Genomic DNA, 18,997 nt, shown 5'->3' with positions numbered 1-18,997 from the left:
ACAACCTAGTAGTTTTGTAATTCCTCATCTACCTTGTTGCTGATAGGGTTTTTAAAGATTTTCAAGACTAGTGGCATCAGATAATCTTTTCCGACGACCTCGCATTGGTAAACACAATGCGTGCCACCCTCGCCGACAAATTCCTTTTTTACAATTTCCATAGCAACAGCAAAATTGGTTAATCCACCTTATTTTTTACGACAGAAAAAGTTAATTTCCCAAAAATCTTTTCAATTATTTTAAATCTAAGAAATGAGCAATACTGACTATGAAAGCCTGATTAATGGGAGAACAAATAAATATGAAACTAAGTTCTTTCATATGTATTTAGATGGAGATTCCCCCATCCGGAATGGTACGCTGAAACCCGTCAGCGAAAGAGACTATGCGTCATTTATACATGAGTATATCCATTATCTGCAACAAATCACGACACCCTATGGTCTGAAAACCAATTGGTATTTTTTAAACAGTCTGCTTTTGTACCGGGGACATGTTGATTCAAATACGACACTGATATTACCTGTTCCAGACGAAACAAACAAGGCGGAAGCAGAATTCAAAAAAGAATTAAACACTAAAGCGGGCAGCAAATCCTATAAGGATGCCAGTGTGGATGCCGTATATATCAACCTTTCAGATATAGAGAAAGCAAGAATAAATGATACTGCGGTAAATATTGGTGTATATGATTTTACGCTTCAGCGGGCATTAAATGATGGTTTTAAATTTGGTTATACATGTGTGATGGAAGGTATGGCGCACCTGGTTCAATCCCTGTTCAATTCGGAAATTTCTCATAGTGAAGTCCCTTACCAGGTCGCGCAGTTAATCTGTAACGAGATCAGGCCGGACATCAGGTCAAACAAGAAATTATTAATTTCGATTTGCTATATCGCCTTGTTTTTTGATAATCCGGGTGTCGCCTTTTTTGATATCCTCATGTCTGTCGGTCAGGACGAGGATGGTATTTCATTATTTAGAAGGTACATGACACAATACAGTAGGACGTTTAACGGTGTGGAAATGACCCACGCGACAATGATGCAGATCCTGATGGATGATTTTATTGAACGCTTGGAAGCCTTGCTGGGCTATAGGCCGGTACACTTGGAAAAGGTGATTGATAATTGTAAGTACGAAGCGATGGCAGGTGATTCGACGCTTTTGCGTTTCATTTATGAACGTGATTTAAGCGAGTTGGAGGAATTGGGAGAAATGCTGGACTTTTATAGCTATCCGGCGATTGATTCAGCGGATAATGATCTGGTAGTACCGTTGGGAAGTAACGGTAAACCGTTGACGGAAACGGGGATTCTTTTATCCCTGGAGCTCATTCATGCTAGATTGAAAGAAGAGAAAGGCGAAAAAGAATGTATCAGATTTCCGATTTGCGACAAGCTATCCAGACGCAAAAACATTGATTTAATTGATGAAAATTGTGCCGAGACACAATGGGATAAGAAGATACCATGTCTTTTTACAGGGGGGGTGAATTATTGGAAGCTTTCGGATAAGAAATTCATACAACAGAAGCAACAAGGCGATCAATAGGCCGCCTTGTTGTGGAAGTATCTTAACTTCTGTAAATTAAAAGCAATAGGTAAATTAATCGACTAAGCCAAAAACGATTGGAAAAAATTCTAGAGTTGAGCCACGATTGCCGAAATACCTAAGTTTTTAACAGATAAAAAAAAATGCTTTTTTATTTAAAGAAGAGTGTGGTTAAAAAACAAGGCCGGATCAATGTCAAATTAATTTAGTTATGACATTTTAAATAGCCACTAGCATTTGCAATAACATTTGAATTGCTGACTTGCTTAATCGCAACCTTTTTTAGGATATTGACGTTTGAAGTTTATGCCTTATATTTACTAGCCTATTATCGATATATTTGTGCATTATAGCTAGAATTTGCCGGTATCGGGCATATTGTTAATGGAAGAAGATAAACCAATCACTAATAAAGTACCATTTAAAGTTTCTGCCAGGACTGCAAGGCTGATAGGTAGGGAAAATATTGCTACATCCAAAGGCGCTATTATTGAATTGGTTAAAAATGGGTACGATGCGGACAGTAAGGTTAGTATTGTATTTTTTGACAATAAACATTCCAGCTTTCAATCTGAAATCTCAGAGGAACATTTTATAGAACTTGAATTGATGGAAGTCCCTACGGAACTACTTCTAAGAGTTTATCAAAAAATTGACGAAGGATATAAAGTCCGAAATGACATAGGTGACGGCGTAAAAGCTGAATTTCGGAAACATATATCGAAGCTATCGACATTATATCTGATCGATTCAGGTGAGGGTATGACCCAAAAGATAATTAGAGATCACTGGATGACTATCGGTACAGATAATAAAGCCACCAACATTTTTACAAAATCTGGACGTGTTAAAGCTGGCGCTAAAGGTATAGGTAGGTTTGCATTAGATAAATTAGGTAGCAAATGTGAGATGATTACTGTTTTTAACCCGGAAAACCATGAACCAGATACTGATGAGGACGGTAAACTGACGAATTTTACAGGATATCATTGGCTGGTAAATTGGGAAGATTTTGAAGGTGATTTTAAAACAATAGATAGTGTAAATGCAGAGCTGTATGGTATTACTCCGCAGTCTTTAAAGGAGATACTTATTGATAAAGCCTCCGAGATTGATTTGTCCAAAATAAATTCAGAAAGCGAATTTCAATACGGTACCATATTGAAAATTACAGACCTGAGAGATAACTGGGAGGATTATTTTGTTGATCAGGTTTATTCTGATCTGGAAGTTTTAGTACCACCAAAAGAAAGTGGAGGGTTTGAAATTTATGTATTTAGTTCACTCCTACCAGAAAAATATGGCGAGGTATTGGGGTCAATTTGTGATGATTTTGATTACAAGATCCATGCAGTCGCAGACGATAAGCAGAATGTTAGTATAAAAATATATCGGCGGGAATACGACGTGGACACAATTGACCCTGAATTTTTCAATCGTGAGGCGATGAAACATCGGCCATTGACTAAACAGGACTTTGTAAATGGTTTTTAGGAAACGACAACAACGTTTTCTAAATTAATACCAGGTTTCGCAGCGCAAGATGAGGATAATGTATTTGCAGATATTGGCCTTTTCGATTTTTCATTTTATTTTTTGAAAAGGGCGACTAGTACTCCTGATACCAAGCGTTTTTTTTATCGGGGATTCCAATCAAATCTCCGAAGGGAATGGTTAGATAAATTTGGTGGCGTAAAACTTTTTAGGGATAATTTTCGTGTACGTCCTTATGGTGAAACGAAAGATGTTGCTTTTGATTGGCTCAGTTTGGGAAATCGAAAAGCTACAAATCCTGCTGGTATAGCAAAGGAAGACGGGGGCTGGCGGGTTGAGCCTGAAAACGTAGCGGGGGCTGTCAAAATTTCAAGGTTAACAAACGTAAATTTTGAAGATAAGTCAAGTCGTGAAGGATTACAAGAAAATAAGACTTTTCAAATATTGAAAAGAGTGTTAACTGCGATTATTAATCTATTTGAAAATGATCGGGCAACTATAGCTAGAGAGATGGCTGCTTACGATGATGTCAAGTTTGGTCCTGAGCGAGACAAAAAAACGGCCGAAAAACTAGCAAAGAAAATATTAGCCAACAGTAGGGATAAGAAAATCCGCGCTGGAAAAAAAGATGCAAATGGTGATCAAAGTCCACCGCCAACTGAGGAAGAAACCCAATTGGATCAAGAAAAGGAAATTTTAGCAGGCGAAATAGAGAGACAGGAGGAAGAAATTGAGAAACTTAAAGAAGAACAAAAAATATTACGTGGTTTGGCTAGTAGCGGTATAGTATTAGCTTCCTTTAGCCATGATTTGAGTAAATTAAATGATGTGCTTAGTTCAAGGGTAGATAAATTAAAAAAGCTATTACTTGAGCGAATAGCTGAAGATGAATATGCCGGTATCGAAGATAGGCGAAACCCATTTGCGCAACTTGAAAAGTTTAAAAAGCAGGATGCTAAAATGCAAAATTGGCTGAATTTTTCCCTTGGTGCAGCCCGAAAAGATAAGCGTAAAAGAAAGCGGCTTTTTTTAAAAACATATTTCAGTGATATCAAAAATGACTGGAGCACCGTTTTTGAATACAGGGGGATCAATTTAGATATTTCTGATATTCAGGAAATTGATTTAAGGGTTTTTGAAATTGATTTTGACAGCATATTTAACAATCTGTTTATCAACTCAATAGATGCTTTTAACATATCTACGTTCGATAGAGGCAGATTGATTACCGTTAAAACGATCACCACCCCTAAAGAAATTGTAATCGATTATTACGATAATGGTCCAGGTTTATCGGCTGACATTGAAAAGCCTGAGATAATTTTTGAAGCCATGTTTACAACTAAGCGAAACGAGCACACAGGTGAAGAAATCGGTACCGGCTTAGGTATGTGGCTTGTTAAGTCAATTGTTGACGAAAATGACGGGACGACTAAACTCTTATTTCCAGAAAATGGCTTTGGCTTAAGAATATCGTTTCCAATTAAATACAAGAGATAATATGTATAAAGTATTAATGATAGATGAGGAGAAGGACGTTTTTGATGATTTCAGAGACTACGTTGACGACTCTGCTTTAAAACCCGAATTTGAGATTATTACCGAGTTTCCGTTGAATGATCTGGAAGAAATGATCCAGGTAATTATCAAAATAAATCCTGATGCAATTATTACTGATTTTATGTTGAATGAGAGCAAAGTGGATATTAAACACAATGTTCCGTATAACGGGTCGCGACTAGTAAAAGAATTTACGGCTATCAGGGAGGGTTTTCCTTGCTTTATTTTAACTTCATTTGATGATCAAGCCATTAATCAAAGTAGCGACGTTAATATTGTTTACATAAAAAATATATTACACGGTGATGTTGAGGCTAAAACTAAAGCAAGAGCGACATTTTTAGAGCGTATAAAAAGTCAAATCAACCATTATACAGGTCGTATCAAAGAAGCAGAAGACAAATTGTTAGCCTTACTGGATCTTCGTAAAAGTGGAAAAGCTAATTTAGCTGATGAAAACGAAATCATCGAGCTTGATACATTTTTAGAATCCACTATTGATAGGAAACACGCGATACCCAAAGAATATAAAACCCTTTCTAATACCAACAGACTAGATCAGATACTCTCGAAAGTAGATGATTTACTAAAAAAAATTGATACTGGGGATGGCAAATAGATTTAGAGAGAATCATCCTAAAAGGACTTTTACAAAGGTTTATCAACAGTATGGAAGTTACAAGCCATATTTAGCGACCGATTTTTTCAATCGGTGTGGGTATACCGATTGTTCAGATTTTTGGTTTGGTGGCGTTAATAACTTTCATATAGACCATTTTGTGCCTTGGAAAAACTATCCTGCCAATCCAAACCTAAAGATCGATTATCAAAACCTGGTATACTGCTGTTCTTACGTAAACATTCTCAAATCTAATGACGAAACCGATTATATCGATCCTTGTGATGTAGATTTCAACACTCATTTCAATCGGGATCTTAGTGGTAATATTGAACCTGTTGCCACTTCTACCTCAGCAAACTATATGTATAAAAAGCTTAAGCTTTTTATGAGGCGCTACCAAATTATATGGATGCTAGACAGCATATTGGAAAGGATGAAAAAGCTTGAGTCAGCCATCAAAAACCCAAACAATCTATCTATTAAAACTGAATTGCAGGTTTTGCATAGTGATTTAGGTATGGAAATGACTAGCTATATCGACTACTTAAGGAAAAACCAATAATGGTAGTGGGATGAAAAATGTCTTTAAGTACTTGGCTAATAGTGGCATAGTTGACTCTGAAGAAGTCGATAAATTGATAGTATCAGCATTTTTGAAAATCAATGAAATTAATGTCCAACATAATAATTTGATCAAATCTTATATTTTGTCGGATAAAAATGCTGAAAATTTTGAGCGACTTATCGCTTTTACTTTATTAATCAAGTCTGAAGTTAGTGAATTTGATTTCGAACAGTTGATTCAGCTTTTTGAGTTTGTTGTATCACCTTCTGAAAAAATAATTAATGGCGCTGTATACACTCCGCAAAATATCCGAGATTATATTGTGGATGAAAGCCTTGTTTCCTACGTTGGTGATATTGATCTGATAAAAACTGCTGATATTTCCTGTGGTTGTGGTGGCTTTTTACTAACGCTAACGCAGAAGCTAAAACTTTTAACTGATAAATCTTTTAGCCTTCTCTATAGTCAACATATATTCGGTGTCGACATTGCGAGCTATAGCATTGACCGAACAAAAATCTTACTGACACTCTATGCCATCATTAATGGTGAAGATGAAATCGGATTTGATTTTAACTTGTTCACAGGAGACTCTTTGATATTCGATTGGAGAAAACATTGTGAGACGGTGGCAGCAAACGGGGGTTTCGATATCATCGTCGGAAACCCACCTTATGTTTGCTCCAGAAATATGGATGCCAACACTTTAGAACTGATGAAACATTGGGATGTTGCAAAAACTGGTCATCCTGATTTATATATTCCTTTTTTTCAAATCGGCCTCGAGAACTTAAATGAAACGGGCATTTTAGGTTATATTACAGTTAATACCTTTATTAAAAGTATCAATGGACGGGCCCTAAGGGAATACTTTGCCTTTAATAATATTAAAATTACCCTTTTAAATTTTGGGGGTGAGCAAGTCTTCCAAGATAGGAATACCTATACCTGCATCTGTTTTTTAACACAAAGTAACGGCGGAATTGACTATTTGCGTTTAGCGAGTAGTGAACTGCGGGATGTAAACCTGAAAAATCTACTGCACTTTAATTATGAAGATTTAAATCATCACGATGGATGGAATTTGGTAAACGACATGCAGGTTGTGAATTTCATCAATGCTGTAGAGCAGGTTGGCGTTCAATTTAAAGATATTTATAATACTAAAAATGGTATCGCCACATTAAAAAACGATGTCTACAAATTTAAGCCAGTTTTTGAGGACGAGCATTTTTATTATCTGGAAGATAACGGAAGACGGTATCAAATTGAGATTGGCATATGCCGTGATATTATAAATGCTAATAAATTAAAGGTTGTAAATGATATAGATCGTATACGCGAAAAGATCATTTTTCCATATGATGACCATACCGCTATTATACCTGAAAATACCATGCAGGCGAATTTCCCCCAGGCTCTTGCCTATTTGGATACTAAGCGGCAAATATTATCCGAAAGAGACAAAGGTAATCGGGACTATGAAGCCTGGTATGCTTATGGGAGGCGGCAGTCGATGGATATCCACGCTTACAAACTCTTCTTTCCACATATATGCGACCGGCCAACGTTTGTACTATGCGATGAAATGGATTTATTATTTTATAATGGGATGGCTATAGTTTCTGATAATCTGGAAGATCTGCTTGTCATCAAGAAGATTATGGAGTCTGATCTTTTTTTCAAATATATCAGCAATACGACGAAAGATTATGCGTCCGGGTATATATCTATGAGTCGCAACTATTTAAAGAACTTTGGCGTTTATCAATTAAATGAAGTCCAAAGAACTACCTTGCTGGCCATTGACAATGCCAATGCATTTATCGAAGAACTATACGAAATAGATCATTTGGAACTGATCTAAGAAAAGATTTATTAGAATAGAGTGGCAGAGCATAAACTTAAATTTGGGATTGAGATCATTGATCGATTATTCGCACTCGGTCAAATATTGAAATATCATTGTGAAAAAGAATATCCCGTTGATCCTGAAAACAATTCCGCAGTAGATGTAGCCTGGTTATATGAACAAGGACAGCAGTATCCTCTATTTATCTTCGAAATTGAAAGTAAAACTACCAATGCAATACCCGCCAACCCATTAAAAGTATTTGGCGAAAACAATCAGACGTTTGAGAAACCATTGTTTTTATTTCATTTATTGCTGTCAGGCGGGCAGGAATCTGGCAAAGTTCAACAATTAGAACGAATATTTGGAACCTATAACTACCGCATTTACAGATTTAGCTTAGATGAAGAAACAACGCTCGTTAAAGATATCTTGTCTCAACACCGTAGATTAACTAATAGACTTCAAGTCATATCTTTTATTGCTGGGATCAGGGAGAGATGGGATGAAATCGATTTAAGCACCATTATTTCTCATATTGAAGATTTAGGCTTTGAAAAAGGAACAGGTATCATTACTCCATCATATGCTCAGCTTTCCCTGGTATATCCGGAATTAAAAAAACATTTTTTGAGACGACTTGCAATTAAAGCAACGAAAGAAAGTACCCTTTATGAACCGGAAGCATACGATACCTATTTAGGCAATACCTGGTTTGTTCCGATACATCTCGGCATTTTAGCGGCGGTTGCCCAAGATGACAACGGGTTTGAATACTTCACCAAATTCAAAATCTGGCAGGAAGAATCTACATACACCAAACAAATCGGTCCCAGTTTTGGGCTTTCCAGGGATTATGATCTCTTCATTCTTGGGATGTCTGGGGCGTTTTTTGGATTGCTCTTCGTGTTATTTTCAAAAGTTGAGCAAGCCAAAGTATATATTGCTGACCAGCTTTTTGAAATTATAAAGAAATCAGATCATTACGATTGGGAACAACAAATCTTCAATGCATTGTGGTTGATACACATTTCCTCCAACATCCATAATGGGAAGGAAATGTTTGAATATGCTCGGAATTTAATTAATTCAGGTGGTGGTATACCGGAAGCGATTTATAATTCGCCTGAGATTAACTATTGTGGTTTTATAGAAGGCGAGGGAAACTTGGACGATTACGGAAAAAAGGTACTGATACCAGAATGGCTAGACTTTAAATTACAAAAATCAACCGTTAGTGTAAATTCGGATATACTTTATCAATTATCGGTGAACTCATTAGTCAGCGAGCATGACTTGTGGAATCCAATTTCAGCCGGGCAATTGTAGCACTTAAACTTTATATCATAATGCCAGGGCCTTTTCCATGGCCTGCTATCAAAATTATTACATAAAGGAAAACAACTGATGGCTCATTGCCAAGCAAATAGGAGATTTCGATTGGCAATAAAAAACTGAGCTTAGTCATTGAAAGAACAATATCATTATTCCTTCGTTTTTTAATTATTTAGCTGGATTAACTACCCATACACTTCGACAAAATAAATTATATCCCTTAACTCTGGAGTAGCTTTTCTTTTAATAGATTATCATAAACTCATACCGTTACTCAAATCAAAGTTTTGTTCCGACACAGCGCAGGATTCGGTAAGAGAATGGAATACTATGTTTTAGGTCTTAAAAGAAGGTCTAGACATTTATGTTCCTTTAGTAAGTGCAATTGGGGCATATATAAAAAGAAGTAATTCTATAAGTGAAATACATTGCGGGGGAAAATGTTCCTAAATCAAAGGTTGTAGATTATTGGACATTCTTTGTGGGGTGAGGTCAAATGGAGTCAAAGGATTCTCAGTCTTCTAGCCTAGCCACACCTATTTGGGACAAAAGATGCTTGTTTGAATTACGGAGGTAATTTTTGATCTATTTCGAAATCCTAGGCTTTTGCTGTGCTGCTTATTTATTGCGGTTACTTGCGAAATCATCGGGCGCTGAATGTCTTTCCTGAAAGTCGGAACTATGCCATGTTACTACTTCTTCGCTTGACTGATCAAAGCACTTATCGGAGCGACCATGGGGCCAGCACCAAATTTTTCGGTAAGCTCCTTTTCCACCCTAACTTTTATTTCGCTTATTGCGCCAGGATTACACTTTTTGATATCTTCGTAAAGAGGCCCCCTTTCCACAAGAGCCATTGTAGCTTCCTTGGCGGTTGGACTGACAGAAAATAGGCCAACTTGTTCGATTATTGGTATTGCAAACCCGGCATCCCCTAATAACGCCTCTATAGCGGCAACATCACTCATCGAGGTAGCCAAATTATAAGATTTTGGCAACGGCTCTTCAACATATTCTTGCGCAATAGTTCTGGAAATATACGAAGCAGCATTATTTTTCAATTCGTCCCAGGTTGTAAATAACAGCTGACCCCCTGGTTTTAGAATCCGGTAAACCTCAGCAAATGCTTTTGGCCTATCAGGAACAAACATGTAGCCGAAACAACAAATAACCAGTTCAATACTATTAACATCAAAAGGAAGTCTTTGCGCATCTATATTTCGCCAGACAATATCAAGGTGACCTAATTTCTCTTTAGCTACGGACAACATATCCTCGCTGATATCTGAAGCGATTAGTTTTGCCGACTTGGGAATACGTTCCCGTATATGACGAGTAACACGCCCCGTGCCCGCAGCAATTTCCAACACTGTCGAAACCTGTATAAAATCAATTCGCTTTGCAACCTCCAATGCATAAGGTTCAAAGAATAACGGTCCGAAAAACTGATCGTAATGGATAGCTTGACTATTGTTCATAGCTGGTGACATTGATTTTGCTTTATTCTATACCTTTTACCTTCATGGGCAAGGTATAAATTGCTTTACGTGCGGTAATAAACAGCACATTTTTATCTTTTCCTGAAAAACAAAGGTTACTAGGTTCATGAGGCACCTTAATCTGGCCAATCATTTGTCCATTTGGGTTGAAGATCAGGACACCTTTGCCTGTTGTTAAGTAAATGTTTCCCCTTTCGTCCAAGGTCATACCATCTGAACCATATTCCATCAGCAGCTGCTTCCCTCCTAGTTCCCCATTGGCCGCAATGGAATATCTGTACGTTTTACCTGCTCCAATATCTGCGACATATATGAACTTTCCATCGGGAGTTCCAACGATACCGTTTGGAGTGTTCAAATCGCTGATAACACGTACCGGCTGTTTCGTCCCTTTTGGAAGATAGTAAACGTCATTACTGTTCATATCCCTTCCTGTTCTTGTCCAATAATCCCGTTTATAATAAGGATCTGTAAAATAGATATCCCCTTTGTCATTGATCCAAAGGTCGTTGGGACCATTAAATTGTTTGCCTTGAAAATCTTTTAATATTACAGTTACTTTCCCATCAGGCCCTATGGCCCATAGCTCACCGTTTTCATCAGCACAGGCTACCAGATTACCTTCCTGATCGAAATAAGTTCCATTAGATCGCCCGGATTTATCCAGGAATACAGAAAGCTTTCCGTCTGTACCATATCTCCAGATCTTATCATTTGGCTGATCCGTAAAAAACACATTTCCTTGCCGGTCCGGGGAACACCCTTCTGTAAAACTGAAATCACTGGATATCAATTTTAGTTCGTTCTGGTCAAAGAGGTTTGCGGTTCCCGGATCGCCGGTCTGAGCATTTAAGATTGAAGAATATAACAACATGAAGAACAATGGCTTAAGTTTACCTAAATTCATAATAGATGGATTACCTTTAAATGTAACAAAAATTGAAATCCTATAAGTGATTCATAATCAATTACGATCTCTAAAGCTACAAATGTGCCAACTGCGTACCGCCGGTATACGATAAGGTATGCATTTGCATTTTAGCCAACCCTGATTTACATACAACTTTCCGGACTTTGCATACAGCGATCAAACTGTTCTTAGCGAGCTTTGACTTATTAAAATTAAACAGTATGGAAATGAAAAAAAGAAATTTAGGAAGCCAAGGTCTGGTTGTACCAACTATAGGCTTAGGTTGCATGGGTATGACTGGTTTCGAAGAAGCACATACGTATGGAGCGGCTGATGAGCAGGAAGCGATTGCCACCATCCACCGGTCACTCGAGTTGGGCGGCAACTTTTTAGATACTGCTGACTTGTACGGCCCACTCAAAAATGAGCAGTTGATCGCTAAAGCAATAGCGGGTAATAGGGATAAATATATCATCGCTACAAAATTCGGCTGGGAAATCGATGACAACAACAAGATAACCTGGACCATCAATGGCAAAAAAGAATATGTGAAAAAGGCGGTGGAACGTTCTCTCAAAAATCTAAACACCGATTATATCGACTTGTACTATATGCACCGGCTTGATAAAAACACGCCCATCGAAGAAACTGTGGAGGCGATGAGTGCCTTGGTTAAGGAAGGGAAAGTTGGCTATCTGGGCCTATCAGAGGTATCTTCAGAAACTGTTAAAAGGGCTCAGGCGGTTCACCCGATCACATCGGTACAAAGTGAACACTCGTTATTTGAACGGACAGCAGAAGAACGTGGCATACTGAATACCTTAGATGAACTCGGAATCGGTTTTGTTGCTTATTCACCACTTGGACGTGGATTTTTATCTGGACAGATCAGAACCATAGATGACTTACCGGAAAATGATTTTCGAAGATCCATTCCCCGCTTTCAGGAAGCTCATTTCTACAAGAATATTGAGCTGGTTAAAGCAATTGAAGCCATGGCTGAAGAGAAACAAATCACCGCATCACAGTTGGCGCTAGCCTGGATCATAAATAAGGGCATCTTACCAATTCCGGGCACCAAAAGAAGAAAATATTTGGAGCAAAACATAGCGGCTACGGAGATCGAATTGAACGAAGCGGATTTATCAAAACTCGATAGCATTGTGCCCTTGGGGACCGACACGGGTAAGCCCTACGATGAGTTTAGTATGGGACTGATTGATTAGCACCTCGTTAGACCTTAAAATAATTAAATTAGTATTATGAATGCCATCAGATCAATCTCCGAATTTCACCGGCTCCTCTCCTTGCCCGAACCGCGCCATCCATTGGTAAGTGTGGTCAACCTGGCCGAAACTACCTTCCTGGTAGATGATGTATGGAAAGGCTTTATCAACAGATTTTATTGTATCGCCCTAAAAAGGGAAGCAAAAGGTAAGATACGGTATGGTCAGCAACATTATGATTATGACAAGGGCGTGCTGAGCTTTACTGCACCCAATCAAGTTCAACACCTGGATCTGAATACCGTAGAATGCGGATCCGGTTACCTGCTGATCTTCCATCCGGACTTCCTGCTGGCCCATCCCCTGGCAAGCGAAATCAACAGTTATAACTTCTTTTCTTACGCGGTAAATGAGGCGCTGCATCTTTCTGCGGAAGAAGAAGAGGATCTTATTACCATATTGAAAAAGATCGATAAGGAATGCCAGCATATTGATAAATATACCCAAGACATCATCCTGTCTCAAATTGAGCTGCTGCTTAATTATTCCACCCGGTTTTACGAGCGGCAGTTTATCACCCGGAAAAACCACAATCATCAACTGCTTGCTAAATTTGAGCGCATTGTTGATGAATATTATGACAAGAATACCTCGGCGCAACCCGAGCTACTAACGGTTCAACGGGTGGCAGAACTGATGAACCTCTCACCTAACTACCTAAGCGATCTACTGCGCATGCATACAGGGCAAAATACACAACAGCATATACATCAGCGCTTGATTGAAAAGGCAAAGGAAAAGCTCTCGACTACAAATTTATCGGTGAGTGAAATTGCTTACACCTTTGGCTTTGAGCACGCACAATCGTTCAGCACCTTATTTAAAAAGAAGACCAGTTTATCACCACTTGAATTCCGTCAGGCATTTAATTGATTAGATGTAAATCCCAGTTGGAATTACTTGGTTGATGAATAGAATGGGCCTGATGACATCGAAGAAGAGCCTTCAATTTAGAATTTGAAGGCTCTCCTTTTTAGCTGCTGTTTGCGACTGGTTGCTGAGCTTGAAGTCCTGGAAGCTTAGAAAGATACCTGATTAGTCAAGCGCCTTGAACCTCCGGTTTCCAGTATTGACTGAATAAGCTTCTCATTATCCGGTGTTTGTTTGGTAACCACCACGGAATCCACAGAGAAAGCAATTAATGCTTCATCTACTGATAATGTGCCATCCGCAGAATCTTTACGTCCATTGAATGGGAAGGTGTCAGGACTACGTTGACATTGGCTGTTCAAGTTGATCCTACCGATCTGGTTCGCCAGTGTGTCAATGAGCAATGACACGGCTGCTGTATCCTGGCTGAAAATACTCACCTGCTGCCCATACGGGGAATTCATAATGTATTCCACAGGCTCCGACAGTGAGCTGAAGGGAACTATAGGAATGACAGGACCAAATTGCTCTTCGTGGTAGATCTTCATTTCGCTGTTTACAGGATAAAGTACCGTTGGATGTACGAAAGATTCATAGATGGCTCCACCCCCATCTGCTTCATTGAGGATTTCAGCACCTTTTGCAATGGCATCATCGATACATTCCCTGAGGTAAGCCGGTTTTTCCGGTTCAGCCAAAGGTGTGATCGTAATACCTTTCTGCCAAGGCATCCCTATGCCGATATGCTGCATTTCTTCTACCAACAGCTGATTGAAGCGATCAACAACCACTTGATCTACAAAGAGCACTTTCAAAGCGGTACACCTTTGCCCATTGAAGGACAGTGCCCCTGCAATAACCTCTTTGACGGTGTGTTTTAGATCCGCATCAGGAAGGATGATCGCCGCATTCTTGGCATCCAGCCCTAAAACGGATTTCAGGCGATTGGATTTAGGGTGCATTTTCTTCAAGGCATCCGCAACTCTGCTGGATCCAATCAGTGCAAGCACATCAATTTTACCACTTTCCATCAGCATTGGAACAATGTCCCTGCCTCTGCCATAGACGGTGTTCACGACGCCTTTCGGGAAACAGGTTGAAAAGGCTTCTAATAAGGGCTCGAATAATAGCGTGCCGTGTTTTGGTGGTTTAAATAAGATGGTATTGCCCATGATCAGTGCAGGAATCAAGGTCGTGAAGGTCTCATTGAGCGGGTAGTTGAACGGTCCCATACACAGTACGACACCGTGGGGAACTCTTTTGGTCTGGCCAATAAAACCCTGTGTAACCTGGAAGGCATTGGTGTGGTTAGAAAGCTGTTTTGCGGAGCGGACCGTTTCATTGATATAGTCAATGGTCCGGTCAAATTCCTTCTCTGCATCGGCCAGGGTTTTACCAATTTCCCAAACAATAAGCTTGACGATTTCCTGTTTTTGAGTCTTCATTTCGCCAACAAATCGATTCAGGTGCTGAATGCGTTCATTGATATGCATTGCAGGCCATTCACCACGGCCACCGTCATACGCGTGTACTGCGGCATGCAGGGCTTCCTGGGTTTCCTTTGTGGTCGCTATCGGATAACTCCCGATCTGCATTTTCTCGGTTGCCCCGCTTTCCCGATTGGCGATTAAAATGGGCGAGTACACCTTATGAAAATCCCCCTTCCATTCCCGGAGTTCTCCATTTACAAGGATTCTCGTTTGGTGCAGCTGTTTTTTGACGCGGATGTCTTCCGGAACCTGGTCCAGCGCAGCAAATAAGGCTTTCATCTTTTCGCTTGGCGAAGCAACAGCTTTTTCAGCCTCCATCGCTCCAGCGATTAGGGTTGCATTGCTGGCGGATGATTCATCCTGTTGATCTAATTTATGTTCCATAACAAATTACTTTATGCTAATTTCAAATTCTGTTATTTATTTACAAGTACGGAAATAGGATTTTAAGAAGTATATTTTATCTCTTTTTTGGTGATCTAATTGCTAATTATTGACCGGAATTGTTGCGGTGTTTTCTCAGTTTGTATTCTTAGAGCGCAACAGACGCCATATTTGTTATTTCCTGATCCCAAAGTTGTGGAAGATTAGCTCCCCCACTTTTGACAAAAGCCATAAATTCCCCTTGACTTTTATCAAGAAGTCGACACTTGCAAGTGCCTGCTTCCAGCTGCGGACCGTTCAAAGCTAGTTGAATGCCTTGGATAGATAGCACCTGGCTTATAACCTCGAAATGAACTGATTATGCCCTAGAGCTAAACTCAATCTAAAGGAGATGCGCTGCCTACCGGACAATTAAGAGAAGGGGATTATGCATCAAGCATATATTTGTATATTTTAGTGACGGTAATCAAGGAACCTATGACAATACGCTCGACCTTAGACAATGATGTAACAGTTACGGCTGCAACAAATGGCCTGGCGGGCAAGAATGCATCAGTAAGGAACAAAGTGGAGGCGCATAAAGATGATGTCTATAACGCGTTATTTGAATATTTCCGGAACTACACCAAGTTTCCGCTCTCATTGGAAGACGAAACATTGATCAGAGATGCCTTTAAACTCAAAAAGTTACGCCGCCAACAGTTCATTGTGCAGGAAGGTGATGTTTGCAAATACATTTGTTTTGTACTATCTGGGGCAGTACGAATTTACTCGGTCAACGAACGAGGGCAGGAAGCCGTTGTGGCCTTTGCCCTGGAGGGAAAATGGATCTCGGATTGGGAAAGCGTTGTGCTGCAGAGCCCGAGCCGCTACTATATTGATGCGGTGGAACACTCGGAGATCCTGCAGATCTCGCCTTCGGAGCTACATGCTTTAGAGGCGAAGATACCGGCTATAGACGAGTTCCTCCGGCTTGAGCAAAGGTTGGTTGCGGTGACAACGCAAAAACGAATACATACAGCCATCAGCATGAATGCCGAAGAAAGATACCAGGACCTACTCAAGCATCATCCGGAATATTTCCAAAGATTCTCTCAGAACATGATCGCCTCCTACCTGGGGATTAAACCAGAGACCCTGAGCCGGCTGCGGAAGCGCTGATCCTTGTAATCGTTATTTCTAGAGCCGGAATTGCCTCGGGTTAGGCATTTCATTTTTTGACAAAAGTCAAAATATCTTATTTATCACCCAGCCATCTTTGTGATAAATAAAATCAAGTAAAATGAAAACAGTATTAATTACCGGAGCAAATAAGGGTATTGGCTTCGAGTCGGCCCGCCAATTATTGCAAAATGGATTCCGTGTATTTCTAGGTACCCGTGATTTGAAGAACGGGCTGAACGCCGCGGAGCAGCTGAAGGCTGATGGGCTAGTCAACGTAGAGGCAGTCCAAATTGACGTAACCAGCCAAGAGTCGGTCAATGCCGCCCGCAAGGAGATCGGAAGTAAAGTTGGCGCATTAGATGTGCTGATTAACAACGCCGGTATCAGTGGCATTGATTTGGACAGTAATGGACAAATGGTTCCCCAGACCGCCGTAGATACCGAAATAGCCATTTATCAGAAAGTGTATGATACCAACGTTTACGGCCCGGCAAGAGTGACTAAGGCCTTTATTGACCTTCTACATCATTCACCGGAACCGCGGATCGTGAACCTAAGTTCAAGTCAAGGTTCCCTAACGCTGCACAGCGATCCGAATTACCTCTACTACCATGTAAAAGGCGTCGTGTACCTTTCTTCAAAAGCTGCCCTGAATATGTACACGGTTAACCTTGCCTATGAGCTGCGTGATACCGCTTTTAAGGTGAATGCCGTTAGTCCTGGTTTTACTGCGACGGATTTCACTGGTAAGAATGGCGGCTCCATTGAAGTGGCTGCTAAGCGTGTGATCAAATATGCTTTGATCGGTCAGGATGGTCCAACGGGAAAGCTTTTTTGTGAAGAGACGAATCCCGACGGTATAGGTGAAATACCTTGGTAGGAAGTGGTGCTGGTTTCAGACCGTCATTTCGCTATCAACCGGCGCTTTAGCTTTTCCAATGATCTCGTTTCTATGCGCCAGGCCCCATTCGGTGAGGTTGTTGATAATGGTTTGCAGCGTTAGTCCATGCTTAGTAAGTTCGTACTGCACGGTTACCGGGTGGGTGTCCAACACGGTTCGTTTAATCAACTTGTTTGTTTCCAACTCCTTGAGTTCCTTACTTAACATCTTGTTGGATATGCCAACGACATCATTCAGGATGTCTGAAAACCGCCTTTTATTGTAGTGACAGATCGAAGAAATGATGTAGATCTTCCATTTTCCGCTAAGCACATCCATAGCGTCATGGATGGCCATCATCTCTTTTTTACGATCCTGGGGAGATTCAATAGTGCATGTCATAGGTTACGGGGTTACCTGAATGTTACTGTTACTTTTATATACAAAGTTACGAAGATATATGGAATAGCCTAAATTTGCAGCACCAAATTCGTGAGGGAAAAAGCTTAAATTGACTTGCGGGTTTGTATGGATTCTTAACGAAAATCATAAAGCTATGAAACAGCAAAATTATGGAGGCGCATTACAGCATCCGATTAACTCCGGGTTTAACGCCTCTTCTACTACAAACGATGTTATTGAAGGTTTTGATCTGACCGGAAAGTTCGCGATTGTCACCGGGGGTGGCACGGGTATCGGACTGGAGACGGTTAAAACCCTGTCAAACGCTGGAGCTACAGTTATTGTGGGTGCCAGGGACGTCAACAAAGCAAAACAGAACCTCGAGGGCGTTCCAAATGTCGAAATTGAACCACTGGACCTGATAGACCCGCAGGCTGTCGACAGTTTTGCAGAGCGGTTTTTGGCTTCGGGCAGACCACTGCATTTGCTGATAAACAACGCAGGTATCATGTTCGTACCCCTACGCCGTGATGCGGCAGGCAATGAGTCGCAACTGGCAACCAATTACCTTTCGGTCTTCCGTCTGACCGCAAGATTATGGGAGGCCCTGAAAAAAGCAAATGGCGCAAGGGTCGTCAATGTTTCTTCCCTGGGCCACCAGTTTGCAGCTTTCAACTTTGAAGACCCAAATTTTGAGCATCGCAGTTACGAAACCTTACAGGCTTATGGCCAATCCAAAACCGCGGTAAATCTCTTTACGCTCGAACTTGATAACCGGGCCCGGGAATTCGGTGTACGTGCCTATGCCGTACATCCTGGAAACATCTGGGGAACAGAATTGACGAGAGAAGCTCCTCTGGAAATCCTGCAGCAGTTTGGCTTCTACGATGCTCAAGGAAATCCGGTGCAAGAGGTTCTGGATTCGCTTAAAAGCATTCCTCAGGGTGCAGCAACAACCATCTGGGCAGCGACTAGTCCAGCCTTAGAGGAGATTGGTGGCGTTTACCTGGAGGATGTAGATGTCGCAGCATTGGCCGTTGATGCATCCGTACCGAATGGGTTAAGCCGTACTCCCTGGAGGTGGCCAGCGCTGGCAAGCTTTGGAAATGGTCGGAATCAATAACCGGTGT

Annotated in this window: 16 protein-coding genes; 12 read left to right on the top strand and 4 right to left on the bottom strand. The window is 40.5% G+C overall.

Annotation, left to right across the window (positions count from 1 at the left end; genetic code table 11):
• The first annotated feature begins 252 nt into the window (after nucleotides 1-252).
• From ACTHQF_RS07740 to ACTHQF_RS07710, 7 genes are all read left to right on the top strand, one after another.
• The gene (locus tag ACTHQF_RS07740) at nucleotides 253-1,554 is read left to right on the top strand and encodes a hypothetical protein (RefSeq protein WP_440429477.1); all 1,302 of its coding nucleotides are present in this window, start codon (nucleotides 253-255) and stop codon (nucleotides 1,552-1,554) included.
• A 384-nt stretch (nucleotides 1,555-1,938) separates the two neighbouring features.
• The gene (locus ACTHQF_RS07735; RefSeq protein ID WP_440429476.1) at nucleotides 1,939-3,048 is read left to right on the top strand and encodes a hypothetical protein; all 1,110 of its coding nucleotides are present in this window, start codon (nucleotides 1,939-1,941) and stop codon (nucleotides 3,046-3,048) included.
• Nucleotides 3,049-3,150: 102 nt separating this feature from the next.
• Nucleotides 3,151-4,548, top strand: coding sequence for an ATP-binding protein (locus ACTHQF_RS07730; protein WP_440429475.1), 1,398 nt, complete (start codon nucleotides 3,151-3,153; stop codon nucleotides 4,546-4,548).
• Nucleotide 4,549: 1 nt separating this feature from the next.
• The gene (locus tag ACTHQF_RS07725) at nucleotides 4,550-5,227 is read left to right on the top strand and encodes a hypothetical protein (protein ID WP_440429474.1); all 678 of its coding nucleotides are present in this window, start codon (nucleotides 4,550-4,552) and stop codon (nucleotides 5,225-5,227) included.
• Nucleotides 5,217-5,792, top strand: coding sequence for a hypothetical protein (locus ACTHQF_RS07720; RefSeq protein ID WP_440429473.1), 576 nt, complete (start codon nucleotides 5,217-5,219; stop codon nucleotides 5,790-5,792). The genes ACTHQF_RS07725 and ACTHQF_RS07720 overlap by 11 nt, the downstream gene beginning before the upstream one ends.
• Nucleotides 5,793-5,802: 10 nt before the next feature.
• On the top strand, nucleotides 5,803-7,662 hold the full coding sequence (locus tag ACTHQF_RS07715) for an HsdM family class I SAM-dependent methyltransferase (RefSeq protein ID WP_440429472.1): 1,860 nt from the start codon (nucleotides 5,803-5,805) through the stop codon (nucleotides 7,660-7,662).
• 21 nt (nucleotides 7,663-7,683) lie between these two features.
• Nucleotides 7,684-8,976 (top strand): hypothetical protein, encoded by a 1,293-nt coding sequence (locus ACTHQF_RS07710; protein WP_440429470.1) that lies wholly within the window; start codon nucleotides 7,684-7,686, stop codon nucleotides 8,974-8,976.
• Nucleotides 8,977-9,674: 698 nt separating this feature from the next.
• Here ACTHQF_RS07710 and ACTHQF_RS07705 read toward each other — a convergent pair.
• Both ACTHQF_RS07705 and ACTHQF_RS07700 read right to left on the bottom strand, forming a co-directional pair.
• Nucleotides 9,675-10,460 carry a class I SAM-dependent methyltransferase gene (locus tag ACTHQF_RS07705; RefSeq protein ID WP_440429468.1) on the bottom strand — a complete coding sequence of 262 codons (786 nt, stop codon included), beginning with the start codon at nucleotides 10,458-10,460 and terminating at the stop codon, nucleotides 9,675-9,677.
• 22 nt (nucleotides 10,461-10,482) lie between these two features.
• A complete protein-coding gene (locus ACTHQF_RS07700) occupies nucleotides 10,483-11,388 on the bottom strand; it encodes an SMP-30/gluconolactonase/LRE family protein (protein ID WP_440429467.1) in 906 nt (301 codons plus the stop codon).
• A 230-nt stretch (nucleotides 11,389-11,618) separates the two neighbouring features.
• Between ACTHQF_RS07700 and ACTHQF_RS07695 the strand changes: the two genes are divergently transcribed.
• On the top strand, nucleotides 11,619-12,617 hold the full coding sequence (locus ACTHQF_RS07695) for an aldo/keto reductase (protein WP_440429466.1): 999 nt from the start codon (nucleotides 11,619-11,621) through the stop codon (nucleotides 12,615-12,617).
• A 36-nt stretch (nucleotides 12,618-12,653) separates the two neighbouring features.
• Entirely contained in the window at nucleotides 12,654-13,550 is an 897-nt protein-coding gene (locus tag ACTHQF_RS07690) for a helix-turn-helix domain-containing protein (RefSeq protein WP_440429464.1), read from the top strand.
• Between the two features lie 146 nt (nucleotides 13,551-13,696).
• Here the strand turns inward: ACTHQF_RS07690 and ACTHQF_RS07685 are convergent, their stop codons facing one another.
• Entirely contained in the window at nucleotides 13,697-15,421 is a 1,725-nt protein-coding gene (locus ACTHQF_RS07685; RefSeq protein WP_440429463.1) for an NADP-dependent glyceraldehyde-3-phosphate dehydrogenase, read from the bottom strand.
• 477 nt (nucleotides 15,422-15,898) lie between these two features.
• On the opposite strand from ACTHQF_RS07685, the gene ACTHQF_RS07680 reads away from it, so the two are divergent.
• Together ACTHQF_RS07680 and ACTHQF_RS07675 are read left to right on the top strand one after the other, a co-directional pair.
• The gene (locus ACTHQF_RS07680; RefSeq protein WP_440429462.1) at nucleotides 15,899-16,582 is read left to right on the top strand and encodes a Crp/Fnr family transcriptional regulator; all 684 of its coding nucleotides are present in this window, start codon (nucleotides 15,899-15,901) and stop codon (nucleotides 16,580-16,582) included.
• A 121-nt stretch (nucleotides 16,583-16,703) separates the two neighbouring features.
• Nucleotides 16,704-17,465 carry an SDR family NAD(P)-dependent oxidoreductase gene (locus tag ACTHQF_RS07675; RefSeq protein ID WP_440429461.1) on the top strand — a complete coding sequence of 254 codons (762 nt, stop codon included), beginning with the start codon at nucleotides 16,704-16,706 and terminating at the stop codon, nucleotides 17,463-17,465.
• A gap of 15 nt (nucleotides 17,466-17,480) precedes the next feature.
• On the opposite strand, the gene ACTHQF_RS07670 is transcribed toward ACTHQF_RS07675, so the two are convergent.
• Nucleotides 17,481-17,867 carry a winged helix-turn-helix transcriptional regulator gene (locus ACTHQF_RS07670; protein WP_440429460.1) on the bottom strand — a complete coding sequence of 129 codons (387 nt, stop codon included), beginning with the start codon at nucleotides 17,865-17,867 and terminating at the stop codon, nucleotides 17,481-17,483.
• A 154-nt stretch (nucleotides 17,868-18,021) separates the two neighbouring features.
• On the opposite strand from ACTHQF_RS07670, the gene ACTHQF_RS07665 reads away from it, so the two are divergent.
• A complete protein-coding gene (locus ACTHQF_RS07665) occupies nucleotides 18,022-18,990 on the top strand; it encodes an SDR family NAD(P)-dependent oxidoreductase (RefSeq protein WP_440429459.1) in 969 nt (322 codons plus the stop codon).
• Nucleotides 18,991-18,997 lie beyond the last annotated feature (7 nt).

The organism is Pedobacter sp. SAFR-022 (assembly GCF_051965375.1).
Classification (GTDB): Bacteria; Bacteroidota; Bacteroidia; order Sphingobacteriales; family Sphingobacteriaceae; genus Pedobacter.
This window is presented reverse-complemented; position numbering and strand designations above follow the sequence as displayed.

What these genes read in the sequence shown, in the direction of transcription:
- ACTHQF_RS07740 (WP_440429477.1), top strand. Translation starts at nt 253, where the DNA reads ATGAGCAATACTGACTATGAAAGCCTGATTAATGGGAGAACAAATAAA.
- ACTHQF_RS07735 (WP_440429476.1), top strand. Translation starts at nt 1,939, where the DNA reads ATGGAAGAAGATAAACCAATCACTAATAAAGTACCATTTAAAGTTTCT.
- ACTHQF_RS07725 (WP_440429474.1), top strand. Translation starts at nt 4,550, where the DNA reads ATGTATAAAGTATTAATGATAGATGAGGAGAAGGACGTTTTTGATGAT.
- ACTHQF_RS07720 (WP_440429473.1), top strand. Translation starts at nt 5,217, where the DNA reads ATGGCAAATAGATTTAGAGAGAATCATCCTAAAAGGACTTTTACAAAG.
- ACTHQF_RS07715 (WP_440429472.1), top strand. Translation starts at nt 5,803, where the DNA reads ATGAAAAATGTCTTTAAGTACTTGGCTAATAGTGGCATAGTTGACTCT.
- ACTHQF_RS07705 (WP_440429468.1), bottom strand. Translation starts at nt 10,460, where the DNA reads ATGAACAATAGTCAAGCTATCCATTACGATCAGTTTTTCGGACCGTTA.
- ACTHQF_RS07700 (WP_440429467.1), bottom strand. Translation starts at nt 11,388, where the DNA reads ATGAATTTAGGTAAACTTAAGCCATTGTTCTTCATGTTGTTATATTCT.
- ACTHQF_RS07695 (WP_440429466.1), top strand. Translation starts at nt 11,619, where the DNA reads ATGAAAAAAAGAAATTTAGGAAGCCAAGGTCTGGTTGTACCAACTATA.
- ACTHQF_RS07690 (WP_440429464.1), top strand. Translation starts at nt 12,654, where the DNA reads ATGAATGCCATCAGATCAATCTCCGAATTTCACCGGCTCCTCTCCTTG.
- ACTHQF_RS07685 (WP_440429463.1), bottom strand. Translation starts at nt 15,421, where the DNA reads ATGGAACATAAATTAGATCAACAGGATGAATCATCCGCCAGCAATGCA.
- ACTHQF_RS07680 (WP_440429462.1), top strand. Translation starts at nt 15,899, where the DNA reads ATGACAATACGCTCGACCTTAGACAATGATGTAACAGTTACGGCTGCA.
- ACTHQF_RS07675 (WP_440429461.1), top strand. Translation starts at nt 16,704, where the DNA reads ATGAAAACAGTATTAATTACCGGAGCAAATAAGGGTATTGGCTTCGAG.
- ACTHQF_RS07670 (WP_440429460.1), bottom strand. Translation starts at nt 17,867, where the DNA reads ATGACATGCACTATTGAATCTCCCCAGGATCGTAAAAAAGAGATGATG.
- ACTHQF_RS07665 (WP_440429459.1), top strand. Translation starts at nt 18,022, where the DNA reads ATGAAACAGCAAAATTATGGAGGCGCATTACAGCATCCGATTAACTCC.